At 72.0% G+C, this 13,777-nt stretch carries 10 protein-coding genes and 1 riboswitch; of the genes, 3 read left to right on the forward strand and 7 right to left on the reverse strand.

Annotated features, from left to right (window positions below; translation table 11 throughout):
- Positions 1-161 precede the first annotated feature (161 nt).
- The 4 genes from ACZ6JS_RS28510 to ACZ6JS_RS28525 form a co-directional block, all read right to left on the reverse strand.
- Positions 162-839, reverse strand: a complete 678-nt coding sequence (locus tag ACZ6JS_RS28510; RefSeq protein WP_469302106.1) for a GntR family transcriptional regulator — start codon at positions 837-839, stop codon at positions 162-164.
- Between the two features lie 208 nt (positions 840-1,047).
- Entirely contained in the window at positions 1,048-1,848 is an 801-nt protein-coding gene (locus tag ACZ6JS_RS28515; RefSeq protein ID WP_469302108.1) for a M23 family metallopeptidase, read from the reverse strand.
- A 13-nt stretch (positions 1,849-1,861) separates the two neighbouring features.
- A riboswitch (cyclic di-AMP (ydaO/yuaA leader) is annotated at positions 1,862-2,020 on the reverse strand.
- A 215-nt stretch (positions 2,021-2,235) separates the two neighbouring features.
- Positions 2,236-3,603: a M16 family metallopeptidase gene (locus tag ACZ6JS_RS28520; protein WP_469302236.1), complete on the reverse strand. Its 1,368-nt coding sequence runs from the start codon at positions 3,601-3,603 to the stop codon at positions 2,236-2,238.
- 20 nt (positions 3,604-3,623) lie between these two features.
- A complete protein-coding gene (locus tag ACZ6JS_RS28525) occupies positions 3,624-4,991 on the reverse strand; it encodes a M16 family metallopeptidase (protein ID WP_469302110.1) in 1,368 nt (455 codons plus the stop codon).
- Positions 4,992-5,232: 241 nt separating this feature from the next.
- On the opposite strand from ACZ6JS_RS28525, the gene ACZ6JS_RS28530 reads away from it, so the two are divergent.
- Entirely contained in the window at positions 5,233-7,689 is a 2,457-nt protein-coding gene (locus ACZ6JS_RS28530) for a DNA gyrase/topoisomerase IV subunit A (RefSeq protein ID WP_469302112.1), read from the forward strand.
- A 106-nt stretch (positions 7,690-7,795) separates the two neighbouring features.
- Positions 7,796-9,886, forward strand: coding sequence for a restriction endonuclease (locus ACZ6JS_RS28535; RefSeq protein WP_469302114.1), 2,091 nt, complete (start codon positions 7,796-7,798; stop codon positions 9,884-9,886).
- Positions 9,887-10,295: 409 nt separating this feature from the next.
- Here the strand turns inward: ACZ6JS_RS28535 and ACZ6JS_RS28540 are convergent, their stop codons facing one another.
- The gene (locus ACZ6JS_RS28540) at positions 10,296-10,472 is read right to left on the reverse strand and encodes a hypothetical protein (RefSeq protein WP_469302116.1); all 177 of its coding nucleotides are present in this window, start codon (positions 10,470-10,472) and stop codon (positions 10,296-10,298) included.
- A 207-nt stretch (positions 10,473-10,679) separates the two neighbouring features.
- Between ACZ6JS_RS28540 and ACZ6JS_RS28545 the strand changes: the two genes are divergently transcribed.
- The gene (locus ACZ6JS_RS28545; protein ID WP_469302118.1) at positions 10,680-11,474 is read left to right on the forward strand and encodes a CAP domain-containing protein; all 795 of its coding nucleotides are present in this window, start codon (positions 10,680-10,682) and stop codon (positions 11,472-11,474) included.
- A gap of 22 nt (positions 11,475-11,496) precedes the next feature.
- On the opposite strand, the gene ACZ6JS_RS28550 is transcribed toward ACZ6JS_RS28545, so the two are convergent.
- Positions 11,497-12,591 (reverse strand): CobW family GTP-binding protein, encoded by a 1,095-nt coding sequence (locus tag ACZ6JS_RS28550; protein ID WP_469302120.1) that lies wholly within the window; start codon positions 12,589-12,591, stop codon positions 11,497-11,499.
- A gap of 24 nt (positions 12,592-12,615) precedes the next feature.
- A complete protein-coding gene (locus ACZ6JS_RS28555; protein WP_469302122.1) occupies positions 12,616-13,776 on the reverse strand; it encodes a citrate synthase/methylcitrate synthase in 1,161 nt (386 codons plus the stop codon).
- Position 13,777 lies beyond the last annotated feature (1 nt).

The following is a 13,777-nucleotide window of genomic DNA, read 5'->3' on the forward strand; positions in this document are numbered from 1 at the left end:
GAGCCCGAGGGGACCCGCACCTCGGGGAATTGCGCCTCGACGGAAAAGAAGACCGGCGCCGGCGCGGCATGCGATATTCCACCCGCCCCAGCGGAATTCGGCGCGGACAATTGTCCCGCACGCCGAATTCTCGCGATCCCGTCCTTTGTATACGGCTCCTGTTAATGCCGGCCGCTCGCCATGTTTACGGCAGGTTGCGAAGTGCTCACCGCCGGCCGCTGCCGAAGCCGGTGCGCGGCCGCAGCGCGGTCGGCGTGGACCGCGGCCAGGGTCCGCGCCCGCTCGGCGTCCCCGCGGGCCACCGCGTCCACGATCGCGCCGTGCTCCGCCCAGGACTCCGCGGGCCGGGCCGGCGCCTCCACCACGAACATCCACGCCACCTTGTGCCGCATCTGCGTGAGCAGGGCGATCAGCCCGGGGCTGCCCGAGGCCTGCGCGAGCGTCTCGTGGAACCAGCCGCCGAGCGCCCGCAGATCCTCGCCCTGGCCCCGCCTGGCCCGCTCCTGACCCAGCCTGACCAGCCCCCGCAGCACCTTGAGGTGCGCGTCGGTGCGGCGCCGGGCGGCCCGGGCCGCCGCCAGCGGCTCCAACAGCACCCGCAGCTCCAGCAGATCCGCCGCCTCCTGCGCGGTCGGCTCGGCCACACAGGCCCCCGCGTGCCGCCGCGTGGTCACGAAGCCCTCGGACTCCAGCGTCCGCAGCGCCTCGCGCACCGGTACGCGCGAGACCCCGTACCGGCGGGCCAGCACCTCCTCGGTCAGCCGACCGCCCGGCTCGAACACCCCGGAGACGATGTCGTCGCGAATTGCCGTGCATACCGCGTGCGCAGGAATACGCAAGACCGAACCTCCGTCTATTTCCGACCGCCAGTCCCCGTGCGCACTCACGCGCACGCTCCGACTCTATTGCAGCACAGCATAATTTCGAGAGCGGACGGAAATCCGAAACATTGCGCCGGAGCACGAAAACACGAAGACCCCGGCTCAGGAGGCGGGGTCTTCGTGAAGCCGTGCGCGGCGCGCAGTGCCCGATGGGCGGCGCGGAGGGTCAGAGGCTGACGCCGTGCGAGCGCAGGTACGCGATCGGGTCGATGTCCGAGCCGTACTGCGAGCCGGTGCGGGCCTCGAAGTGCAGGTGCGGGCCGCTGGAGTTGCCGGTGGAGCCCGACAGGCCGATCTGCTGGCCCGGGGTGACCTGCTGGCCGACGGAGACGTTCAGCGAGGACAGGTGGCCGTACTGCGTGAAGGTGCCGTCGTTGTGCTTGATGACGACGTTGTTGCCGTACGCACCGCCCCAGCCGGCCTCGACGACGGTACCGAAGCCCACCGCCTGGACCGAGGTGCCGGAGGCGGCGTGGAAGTCGATGCCGGTGTGGCTGCCGGAGGACCACATGCCGCCGCCCGCCTTGTACTGCGTGCTGACGTACGAGTCGTCGAGCGGGGAGACGAAGGTGTTGAGGCGCTTGCGCTCCTCCTCGCGGGCGGCGCGCTCGGCGGCCTCGCGCTCGGCCTTCGCCTTGGCCTCGGCGAGGCGCTTGGCCTCGGCGGCCTTCTGCTTGGCGTCGGCCTCGGCCTGCGCCTTGGCGGCGGCGTGCTCGGCGGCGCGCTGCTGGGACTCGGCCTGGTCCGCGATGTCGCCCGCGAGGTCCTCGGCGACGACGACGGCACCCAGCCCGTTCTCCGGGGCGGAGCTGCTGTGGTTGTCCGCGGCGAAGGCCGGGGCGGCGAGGGAGCCGACCACGCCCGTGGTGGCGATCGCGGCGATACCGGCGTAGCCGGCGGTCTTCTTGCTCAGGCGGCTGGAACCACGGTGCTTGCCGGTACCAGCGGGACGACTGCCAAACGCCATGAAGGGTTTGATCCTTTCCTTCCTTCTCGCCTACCGGGTTAGCTGACGGGTTCGGAGCAGGAAGGTCTCCTACGGGCCTCCTCTTGCGAGGGGGTCCGATTCACCCCAGGGACTGATGTGGGTCCCCGGCTCCCCAGGCTCGCGCCTGACGGGGACTCGGCGATCGCTGTCCGGTGCCGCGGGTGCGGCGGGCACAACTGACGGACAGCACGCCCGACGCTAGGCGGATCATCAGTCAATCGCCAAACAGACGCGCCTTTTTGTTGCGTACGCCACATCACATACAAGCAACCTCACCACTAAACGGACAAAAAGGGGCTCCGGCGGAAACCCGCCGGAGCCCCTTGTCCAGTGCGTCAGTTGCCCGTCATCCGGGCGCCCGTGGCATCAGTTGGTGACGACCGTGACGTCACCGATCCCGAGGGCCCGCACGGGCTCCTCGATCAGCGCGGCGTCTCCCACCAGGATCGTGACCAGCCGGTCCGCCGGGAACGCCTTCACGACCGCCGCCGTCGCCTCCACCGTGCCGGTTTCGGCCAACTGCGCGTACAGCTGCGCCTGGTAGTCGTCCGGCAGCTCCTGCTCGACCTGGTCGGCCAGGGTGCCGGCGACCGAGGCGGCCGTCTCGAACTTCAGCGGGGCCACACCCACGAGGTTCTGCACGGCCACGTCGCGCTCGGCGTCGGTCAGACCGCCCTCCGCGAGGGTGCGCAGCACCTTCCAGAGGTCCTCGAGCGCGGGTCCGGTGTTGGGGGTGTCCACCGAGCCGCTGATGGCGAGCATGGAGGCGCCCTTGCCGTCGGCGGTGGAGCGCAGCACCTGGCCGAAGGCCCGCACGCCGTAGGTGTACCCCTTCTCCTCGCGGAGCACCTTGTCCAGGCGGGAGGTGAGGGTGCCGCCGAGGCAGTACGTGCCCAGCACCTGGGCCGCCCAGACCCGGTCGTGGCGGTCCGGTCCGATGCGGCCGATCAGCAGCTGCGTCTGGACCGCGCCCGGCCGGTCGACGATCACCACGCGGCCGGTGTCGTCGGCGGTCACCGGCGGCACGGGGCGGGCCTCGGCGGTGTCGCCGGTCCAGGCGCCCAGGGTGTCCGCCAGCACGGCGTCCAGGTCGATGCCGGTCAGGTCGCCGACGACCACCGCCGTGGCGGTGGCGGGGCGGACGTGGGCCTCGTAGAAGGCGCGTACGGCGGCGGAGTCGATCCGCGCGACCGTCTCCTCGGTGCCCTGGCGCGGCCGGGACATCCGCAGGGACGCCGGGAAGAGCTCCTTGGAGAGCTCCTTGGCGGCGCGGCGCTGCGGATTGGCCAGCTCGTGCGGGATCTCGTCGAGCCGGTTGCGCACCAGCCGGTCGACCTCGGCGTCGGCGAACGCGGGCGCACGCAGCGCCTCGGCGAGCAGGCCCAGCGCCTTGGCAAGCCGGGAGGCGGGCACCTCCAGGGAGACCCGCAGGCCCGGGTGGTCGGCGTGCGCGTCGAGGGTGGCCCCGCAGCGCTCCAGCTCGGCCGCGAACTCCTCGGCGGAGTGCTTGTCGGTGCCCTCCGACAGGGCGCGCGCCATGATGGTCGCCACGCCGTCCAGGCCCTCGGGCTCCGCGTCGAGGGGGGCGGTGAGGTTGATCTCGACCGCGATCACCTGCTGGCCCGGGCGGTGGCAGCGCAGCAGGGTCAGCCCGTTGGACAGCGTCCCGCGCTCAGGGGCCGGGAAGGCCCACGGCTGGGGCTCACCCGCCTGCGGGCGCGGGTGGAAGGTCATCGTGACGGCTGCGGTGTCGCTCACTGCTCCGCCCCCTCGTTCTCGTCGCTGTCGGCGTTCTCTTCGCCCTCTTCGCCCTCGGTGCCGTCCGCCGCGAGCGGCTCGTAGACGAGCACCGCCCGGTTGTCCGGGCGCAGTCGGGCCGCGGCCACGGCCTGCACCTCCTCGGCGGTGATGTCCAGGACGCGCTGGACGGCGGTGAGGGCCAGCTGCGGGTCACCGAACAGCACCGCGTAGCGGCACAGTTCGTCGGCGCGGCCGGCCACCGTGCTCAGCCGGTCCAGCCACTCGCGCTCCAGCTGCGCCTGCGCGCGCTCCATCTCCTCGGCGGTCGGGCCCTCGGCGGCGAACCGCGCGAGCTCCTCGTCGACGGCCGCCTCGATGGCGGGGATCTCGACCCCGCTGGACGTCTTGACGTCCAGCCAGCCCAGCGACGGCGCCCCGGCCAGGCGCAGCATGCCGAAGCCGGCGGCCACGGCCGTCTGGTCGCGGCGCACCAGCCGGTTGTGCAGCAGGGAGGACTCGCCGCCGCCCAGGATGGTCAGGGCCACGTCGGCGGCGTCGCACTCGCGGGTGCCGTCGTGCGGGAGACGGTAGGCGGCCATCAGCGCGCGTGCCGGGACCTCCTCGACGATCTCCTCACGCAGCTGCTCCCCGATGATGTCGGGGAGCGAGCCGTCGCGGGGCGGCTGCTTCCCGTCGTGGGAGGGGATGGTGCCGAAGTACTTCTCGATCCAGGCGAGCGTCTTCTCCGGGTCGATGTCCCCGACGACCGACAGCACCGCGTTGTTGGGCGCGTAGTACGTACGGAAGAAGGCACGCGCGTCCTCCAGGGACGCGGCGTCCAGGTCGGCCATGGAGCCGATCGGGGTGTGGTGGTACGGGTGGCCCTCGGGGTACGCCAGCGCGGTCAGCCGCTCGAACGCGGTGCCGTAGGGGACGTTGTCGTAGCGCTGGCGGCGCTCGTTCTTGACGACGTCGCGCTGGTTCTCCATCGACTCGTCGTCCAGGGCGGCCAGCAGCGAGCCCATCCGGTCCGCCTCCAGCCAGAGCGCGAGCTCCAGCTGGTGGGTCGGCATCGTCTCGAAGTAGTTGGTGCGCTCGAAGCTGGTGGTGCCGTTGAGGGAGCCGCCGGAGCCCTGGACCAGCTCGAAGTGGCCGTTGCCCGGTACGCTCGCCGAGCCCTGGAACATCAGGTGCTCGAAGAGGTGAGCCAGGCCGGTACGCCCCTTGACTTCGTGGCGCGAGCCGACGTCGTACCAGAGGCAGACCGCGGCGACCGGGGTCAGGTGGTCCTCGGACAGCACCACGCGCAGGCCGTTGGCCAGCCGGTGCTCGGTCGCTGTCAGGCCGCCGGAGCCGGCCTGGGCTGTGGCCGTGTGACCCATGGGCATGTGGTCCCTTCGATCGCGATGCAGAGATTTCCGTCAGACCTGCCACTGTATGCAAGCGCGTCGGCCACCGGATAAGTTCCCGGGCCAGACCTGGGTCGGAGTCGGCGTTGTCGGTCCCTAGGGCCACAATGGTCGGCGTCGTACCCCCGCCGGACTCCGGCAGCACCCAGCCCGACCCCGCCAGACCAGCCAGACACCCAGCACATCCCATTCTTGGTTAAGGAGCCGCGCAGCGATGGCCCGCCGCAGCACGAAGACCCCGCCGCCGGAGGATTTCGAGGAGAAGATCCTCGACATCGACGTCGTCGACGAAATGCAGGGCTCCTTCCTCGAGTACGCGTACTCGGTGATCTACTCCCGTGCCCTGCCCGACGCGCGGGACGGCATGAAGCCGGTGCACCGCCGCATCGTGTACCAGATGAACGAGATGGGCCTGCGTCCCGACCGCGGGTACGTCAAGTGCGCCCGCGTCGTCGGCGAGGTGATGGGCAAGCTCCACCCCCACGGCGACGCCTCGATCTACGACGCGCTCGTGCGCATGGCCCAGCCCTTCTCGATGCGGCTGCCGCTGGTCGACGGCCACGGCAACTTCGGTTCGCTCGGCAACGACGACCCGCCGGCCGCGATGCGCTACACCGAGTGCCGGATGGCCGACGCCACGTCACTGATGACGGAGTCGATCGACGAGGACACCGTCGACTTCACCGCCAACTACGACGGCCAGGAGCGGGAGCCCGTCGCGCTGCCCGCCGCCTACCCGAACCTGCTGGTCAACGGCGCGTCCGGGATCGCGGTCGGCATGGCGACCAACATGCCCCCGCACAACCTCGGCGAGGTCATCGCGGCGGCCCGGCACCTCATCCGCCACCCGCACGCGGACCTGGAGGCGCTGATGCGCTTCGTACCGGGTCCCGACCTGCCCACCGGCGGCCGGATCGTCGGCCTCTCGGGCATCAAGGACGCCTACGAGAACGGCCGCGGCTCCTTCAAGATCCGCGCCACGGTGGCCGTGGAGAACGTGACGGCGCGCCGCAAGGGCCTGGTCGTCACCGAACTGCCCTTCACGGTCGGCCCCGAGAAGGTCATCGCGAAGATCAAGGATCTGGTCGGCTCGAAGAAGCTCCAGGGCATCGCCGACGTCAAGGACCTCACCGACCGCGCCCACGGCCTGCGCCTGGTCATCGAGATCAAGAACGGCTTCCACCCGGAGGCCGTGCTGGAGCAGCTCTACAAGCTGACGCCGATGGAGGAGTCCTTCGGCATCAACAACGTGGCGCTGGTGGACGGGCAGCCGCTCACCCTCGGGCTCAAGGAGCTGCTGGAGGTCTACCTCGACCACCGCTTCGAGGTCGTCCGGCGGCGCAGCGAGTACCGCCGCACCAAGCGCCGGGACCGGCTGCACCTCGTCGAGGGCCTGCTCGTGGCCCTCATCGACATCGACGAGGTCATCCGGCTCATCCGGGACAGCGAGAACTCCGCCCAGGCCAAGGCCCGGCTCATGGAGCGGTTCTCGCTCAGTGAGACCCAGACCCAGTACATCCTGGACACCCCGCTGCGCCGGCTCACCAAGTTCGACCGCCTGGAGCTGGAGTCCGAGCGCGACCGGCTGACGGGCGAGATCGACGAGCTGACCGGGATCCTGGAGTCCGACAACGAGCTGCGCAAGCTGGTCTCCGCGGAACTGGCCGCCGTCGCGAAGAAGTTCGGCACCGAGCGCCGGACGGTCCTGCTGGAGTCGGCGGGCACCGCGGTGGCCGCCGTCCCGCTGGAGGTCGCGGACGACCCGTGCCGGGTGCTGCTGTCCTCGACGGGCCTGCTGGCCCGTACGGCGAACGGCGAGCCGCTGCCGCAGGAGGAGGGCGCCGCCCGGGCCAAGCACGACCTGATCGTCTCGCAGGTCGCGGCGACCGCGCGGGCCGACGTCGGTGTGGTCACCTCCGCGGGCCGGCTGCTGCGGCTCTCGGTGATCGATCTGCCGCAGCTGCCGGACACGCACGCCGCGCCGAACCTCGCGGGCGGCGCGCCGGTCTCGGAGTTCCTCTCCGGACTGGAGGCGGACGAGAAGGTGGTCTGCCTGACCTCGCTGGACGAGTCCTCTCAGGGGCTCGCGCTCGGCACCGAGCAGGGCGTGGTCAAGCGCGTCGTGCCGGACTACCCGGCGAACAAGGACGAGCTGGAGGTCATCACCCTCAAGGACGGCGACCGGATCGTCGGCGCGGTAGAGCTGCGCACGGGCGAGGAGGACCTGGTCTTCATCACCGACGACGCCCAGCTGCTGCGCTACCCGGCGTCCCAGGTGCGCCCGCAGGGCCGTCCGGCGGGCGGCATGGCGGGCATCAAGCTCTCCGAGAACGCCAAGGTGATCCACTTCTCGGCCGTCGACCCGGGCCGGGACGCCGTGGTGTTCACGGTGGCCGGCGCGCACGGGACCTTGGACGACTCGATGCTGTCCGGGAAGCTGACCCCCTTCGACCAGTACCCGCGCAAGGGCCGGGCCACCGGCGGTGTGCGCTGCCAGCGTTTCCTGAAGGGCGAGGACCTGCTGGTGCTGGCCTGGGCCGGTGGCGCCCCCGCCCGCGCGGCGGCGGCGAACGGCGCTCCGGCCGCCCTTCCCGCCCCGGACCCGCGCCGGGACGGCTCGGGTGCGGCCCTGCCGGCGGTCGTGGCGACGCTGGCGGGACCCGCGCTGTAGGGGTTGCGGACCATTCGGGTGGTACGTCCGGGGGACGTACCACCCGAATGGCGACTAGTGTTTTCCCTCTTGGCACTGTCGGGTGGGGCGGGAGAACACAGAGCTGATGAGTCGTCGGTCGGGCGGATTGATCGGGGACTGGGCCGAGGCCCAGCGCAGGATGCAGCAGACACAGCTGATCCAGCACCGCGAGGCGGAACGCCGCCGACGGGCGTACGAACGCGAGGCGGCCCGGGGGCAGCGCGAGCAGCAGGCCGCCTACCGGCAGCACCGCGAGGCGGAGGCACGGCGGCGTACCGAGCGCATCGAGGCGGAGGTGGCCGCGCTGCAGGGGCTGCTGGCCGCGGGCTGCCGGGCACCGGCGTTCCGTACGGCCGCACTGGTCAGGCCGGAGCAGCTGGAGCCCTTCGCCCCGGGCAATCTCGCCCATCCGCTGCCGATGCCGCGCCTCGAGCAGTTCCAGCAGCAGAGCAGCGGCTGGACCCTGGGGTCGAACCGCCGGGCGCAGGCGGAACGCGAGGCGCACGCCCGCTACACCCAGGCCTGGCAGGCGGCGCATGCCGCGGAGACGCAGCGGCAGCAGCAACTGGCGGCGTACCGACAGCAGTACGACCAGTGGGCGGCGCAGCAGCTCGCCGCGATCCGGGAGCACAACAACGGTCTCGCCGAGCTGGCCAGGGCGCTGCGCGCGGGTGACGCCGATGCCGCCGTGGAGTACTTCTCGGCCGCCCTCTACGCCTCCACCGCCTGGCCCGAGGCACTGCCCAGGCAGTTGGCCGCCGCCTACGATCCGGGCGGGCGCGAGCTGGTGCTGGACTGGCAGCTGCCGGGGTTCCAGGTGGTCCCCGAGGCCAAGTCGGTCCGGTACATGCCGAGTACGGACCAGGACAAGGAGACGGCTCGCCCCGCCACGCAGCGGCGCGCGCTGTACCGGGACCTGCTGGCACAGTGCCTGCTGCTGGTGGCGCGCGAGCTGTACGCGGCGGACGAGTTCGGCGCGCTCGAGTCCGTCGTGGTCAACGGCTTCGTGGACGACCACGATCCGGTGACGGGGCAGGAGGCGCGGATCGTGCTGGCTTCGGTGTCGGCGGCCCGCTCCGCCTTCGCGGGTCTTCGGCTGGAGCAGGTCAGCGCGGTGGACTGCCTGGTGGAGGGGTTGCGCGGCCAGCTGTCGGCGCGGCCCGACCAGTTGACGGCGGTACGCGCGGGGCGCAGGCCCGACGAGGTCGGCGGCGGAGTCGTCAGCCACGGCGGGGACGGGAGCGACAGCGAGGACGAGCCGGACCTCTTCGCGATGGACCCGATCGCCTTCGAGAACCTGGTGGCAGAGCTCTTCCGGGCGATGGGCATGGAGGCGGTGACCACACAGCGGTCCGGCGACGGCGGCGTCGACATCGAGGCGAACGACCCTTCTCCGATCACGGGCGGGCGGATCGTGGTCCAGGTCAAGCGCTACCGCAACACCGTGCCGCCCACCGCGGTACGGGACCTGTACGGCACGGTCCAGGACAAGGGCGCGAACAAGGGGGTGCTGGTCACCACCTCGTCCTTCGGGCCGACGTCCTACACCTTCTCGGGCGGCAAGCCGCTGGAGCTGGTTCCCGGGGAGAAGCTGGTGGAGCTCCTGCACCAGTACGGGCTGCGCGGGCGCCTCGGCGGCGGCCCGGCGGCGCCGGTCCCGGCGCAGCGCGCCGCGGAACCCGCCCCTCCGGACGACCACAACGTGCTCGGCATGACCTGGTCGGGCCGGGTCGCGCTGGACGTGTGCGCCCTCGTCTGCGCGGGCAACCGGGTGCTCGGCGAGGACCACTTCGTGTTCTTCAACAACCCGCGCACCCCCAACGGTTCGGTACGGGCCCGGCCGCACGCGGCGCCGGACAAGGCGGCGCTGGAGGTCTCCTTCGACTCCCTGCCGAGCGAGGCCGACCGACTGGTTCTCGTGGCCGCCGTGGACCCCGAAGCCGATCCGCATGCCGACCTCGCCGGTTTCACCGACGCCCGGATCCGGCTCCTGGACGCGGCGGGCGCGGAGACCGGCCAGCTGGAGGTCTCCGACGGCCGGGCGGGCGAAACCGCGCTGGTGCTCGGCTCGTTCCGGCGCAGGCCGAACGGCGACTGGGACTTCGTGATCGGCGGCAAGGGCTACCGCGGCGGTCTGGAAGACCTTCTGCGCGAGTACGGTGTCGAGGTCGCATAAGGGGTGGAGCAGGCAGAAGAATCCGGCGACCGGTCGCCGGAGCCGTTCCGGCCGGTGGCCGCGAAACGTCCTGCCTCATGGCGCGGCGTCGGTGCGGAGCCGGCGGCCGGGAACTGCCCGCCGGGACGTAGTGCGGGGGCCGGGGGCGAATGGGTCACGGTGGCGGGGGAACGCCACACCGGCCGGTGGATCGTCATCGACACCGCGGTGCGCCACCTGAACGGCTGCCGGCCGCGGCTCGGCCACGCTCCGCTCGTCCTAACGGCTGGGCGAGCACCGGTACGCGCACGGCTTCGCCACGGCGGGCTGCGCGGTGGACGCCTCCGCGAAGCTGAAAAGGAAAGCGGCACGTGCGCCGGTGCGGCGCCGAGACGGCTGTGAGGAGTCCGAACCCGGACCGCTGCCTGTGTCAGGCCTGCCTCACCGGCTGGGCGGCATACGCAGACGGCCCCGACGTTCCGGCCGCCGCCCGGTCAGCACGGATCGGGCCGATCACACGGACGATCCGGATCACGCGGACCACCCGGACCCACCCGATCACCCGGACCACGCGCATCAGGCGCATCACGCGCATCACGCGCATCACGGGGAGAAAGTGTTATCGCCGCCCGTCCCCCAGGTCTCCTCTCGTGTCAGGGCGAGTGGGCCGTCACACCTCGGAGGAGAGGCGATGCAGTTGCGCGACGACGAGTTCGGGCAGGACGTGGACGGGGCGGGGAGGGGTCGGCCGTCCGGGCCGCGTCATGCGGGCCGGGGAGCCCGGCGCCGCCTCCGGACCCGAAGGAAGGTGTCCGTGCCGACAGCGGTCGCCACCGTGGTCCTGCTCACCGGAGCCGGAAGCGCGTACACCGTCGTATCCGGCGACGCTCCCGCGCGCACCTCGGCGACCGCTTCGTCCTCGTCCCCCGATGCCGGGGGCGGGGACACCGTGGACGGCCCGGGCTCCGTGGGCGGCCCGCCGGCCGCCCCGGCATCACCAGCCGCCGGGCCTGGTACACCGGAGGGGACCCCCGGGCCCGAGGCGACGCCGAGCCCGAGTGCAACGGCCTCCGCCTCGCGTGCCGCGGCTTCGGCCGGGCCCTCGGCCGAACCGTCCGTGAAGGCCGACCGGCCCCCGCAGCCGGACCGCGGCCTTTCGGGCCGCGGTCCGGTGGGGCCGGACCCGAAGGTGCCCGGTGCGCGCGTCTCCACGCAGGGCGTGCAGACGGCCCAGACGCTGTCCCTGCAGCTGCTGAACACCGAACGGGCCACCGTCGGCAGGCCTCCCCTCGTGCTCAGGCAGGACCTCAGCGACTTCGCCCGCGGATGGGCCGAGCACATGAAGAAGAACGGATTCGGCCACTCCTCCGACCAGGAGCGCGCCCACCTGAACACCGGCTCGCGTACCTGGACGGGAGAGAACATCGTGTGGTGGAGCGATGCCTCGATGACCGCACAGGAAGCCGCCGAGAAGTTCCAGTCGATGTGGCGCCACAGCCCCGGCCACTACAAGGCCCAGATCAGTGCGGAGTTCACCGAGGTCGGCGTGGGCCTGTACCACGACGCCTCCGGCTGGTGGGGCGTCCACACCTTCTCGGACGGCAGGTAGGCGGCTGCTCGGCACCCCGTGATCAATCCGTCCGGGGCGCCTCGGACGTGTCCGGCTCGCGGGCGTCGCCCCAGGCCTCCGCGGGCCGGTCCACGTAGCGCAGCACGCCCCACATGCTCTCGGGGCTGGCGTCCTGCGGGGCCTCTTCACGACAGGCCTCCAACTCCCTCAGCAGTCCCTCGCCGTCGGTGCCCGAGCCGATCAGGACCAGCTGCGTCAGGCGTGGTTCGCCCCGCCCCCAGGGCTGCGGCGCAAAGCGGAGGAACCGGCCGACCGCCTGGATCTCGTAGCGCTCCTCGTATCCGGGGACCCCGAAGCGGACGAAGCCCTTGATCCGGTAGAGCCCGGCCGGTCGCCGGTCGAGGAAGTCCATGAATCGGCGCGGGGAAAGGGCCTGCTCCGAGCTGAACTCCGTGCTCTCGTAGGCGGCGTGCGCGTGGGTGCAGCGGTCGTGGCCCCCGGCCTCCGCGAGCAGGTCCTCGAAGGACAGCTGTCCCCGGGTCTCGGTCCAGGGCCGGCGGTCGAAGAGCAGCTCCGGGTCGATACGGCCGTGGTCGGCGCCCACGACCGGAGTGCCCGGCGTGCACAGCGCGGCGAGTTCGTTCTCGATCCTGGCCCGCTCGCCCGCGTCGACCCGGTCGGTCTTGTTGAGGACCACCAGGTCCGCGACGGCGAGGTGGCGGTCGGTCTCCGGGTGCCGGGCCCGGGTCGCGTCGAACTCCGCCGCGTCCACGACCTCCACCATGCCGCCGTACCGGACGGCCGGGTTCTCGTTGGCCACCAGCATGCGGATCATCTCCTGGGGCTCGGCCAGGCCGCTCGCCTCGATGACGATCACGTCGATCCTGTGGGCGGGCGCGGAGAGCTTCTCCAGGTACGCGTCCAGCTCGCTGCCGTCGACGGCGCAGCACAGGCAGCCGCCGCCGAGGGAGACCATCGAGTCTCCGACCTGCCCTGCCACCGACATCGCGTCGATCTCGATCGAACCGAAATCGTTGACGACGACCCCGATGCGGGTGCCCCCTCGGCTGGCGAGGAGGTGGTTCAGGACGGTGGTCTTCCCGGATCCGAGGAATCCGGCGAGGACGACGACGGGGATGGGCTGCCTGCTGTTCACCCGGTCGATCGTAGCCAGGCCCGATCAGTGCAACGGCGGCACCGGCTGCGGCGGGGTGGGTCCGCAGTACCGGGCGGCCGGTCGGATGATTTTGGAGTCGTTGGACTGTTCCAGGATGTTCGCGCTCCACCCGACGACCCGGGCCGCGCAGAAGGTCGGGGTGAACATCTCGCGCGGCAGCCCGCACAGCTCCATGACCACACCTGCGTAGAACTCCACGTTGGTGTGCAGTTCCCGGCCGGGCTTGAGTTCGGCGAGGATCCCCTCGACCTGCCGTTCGACCTCCACCGCGAAGTCCGCGAGGGGGCCGCCGAAGCCGAGGGCGATCTCGCGCAGCATGCGTGAGCGGGGATCCTCGGTGCGGTAGACGGGGTGGCCGAAGCCCATGATCCGGTCGCCGGCGAGGACGCGTTCGCGGATCCACGGCCCGATCCGGTCCACGGTGCCGATCGCGTCGAGGGTATCCAGGGCCCGGCTGGGCGCGCCGCCGTGCAGCGGCCCGGAGAGCGCGCCGATGGCCCCGGTCAGGCAGGCGGCGACGTCGGCGCCGGTGGAGGCGATCACCCGGGCGGTGAACGTCGAGGCGTTGAAGCCGTGGTCGACGGTGGATATCAGGTACCGCTCGACCGCCCGGGCCCGGGCGGGATCGGGCTCCTCGCCGGTCAGCATGTAGAGGTAGTTGGCCGCGTACGGAAGGTCTTCGCGCGGCTCGACCGGTTCCAGGCCCTGACCCAGCCGGTGCAGCGCGGTCAGCAGGGTCGGCACCGCGGCGCAGGCCGCCAGCGCGTCCGCGGCCCGGCGCTCGGGGGTGAGGTCGTACACCGGCCGGAAGCCGGCGGAAGCGCCGAGCAGCGAGAGCGCGGTGCGCAGCCCGGCGAGGGGGCCGGAGAGCCGGGTGGCGCGCGCCAGGTCCGGAAGGACCGCCCGCACCTCCTCGGGGAGTCGGCGCAGCGCGGCGGTCTCGGCGGTGAAGGCGGCCCGCTCGGCGCGGTCCGCCGGGAGCGTGCCGCGGAACATCAGATGCCACACGTCCTCGAAGCTGCGGTCGGCGGCGAGCTCCACGGCCGAGTACTGGCGGTAGTGGTAGAAGCCCTCGCGGCCCCGGACGTCGCCCAGCGCGGTGTCGGTGACCACGACTCCCGCGAGGCCCCGCGGTGCTTCGGTGGTGCTGTCGATGGTGTTCATG

The sequence above is a fragment of the Streptomyces sp. NPDC046349 genome, assembly GCF_055587885.1.

Excerpts from the sequence above, each read along its gene's own strand:
- ACZ6JS_RS28515 (WP_469302108.1), bottom strand. The coding sequence starts at position 1,848 with ATGGCGTTTGGCAGTCGTCCCGCTGGTACCGGCAAGCACCGTGGTTCC.
- ACZ6JS_RS28520 (WP_469302236.1), bottom strand. The coding sequence starts at position 3,603 with ATGACCTTCCACCCGCGCCCGCAGGCGGGTGAGCCCCAGCCGTGGGCC.
- ACZ6JS_RS28525 (WP_469302110.1), bottom strand. The coding sequence starts at position 4,991 with ATGGGTCACACGGCCACAGCCCAGGCCGGCTCCGGCGGCCTGACAGCG.
- ACZ6JS_RS28530 (WP_469302112.1), top strand. The coding sequence starts at position 5,233 with ATGGCCCGCCGCAGCACGAAGACCCCGCCGCCGGAGGATTTCGAGGAG.
- ACZ6JS_RS28535 (WP_469302114.1), top strand. The coding sequence starts at position 7,796 with ATGAGTCGTCGGTCGGGCGGATTGATCGGGGACTGGGCCGAGGCCCAG.
- ACZ6JS_RS28555 (WP_469302122.1), bottom strand. The coding sequence starts at position 13,776 with ATGAACACCATCGACAGCACCACCGAAGCACCGCGGGGCCTCGCGGGA.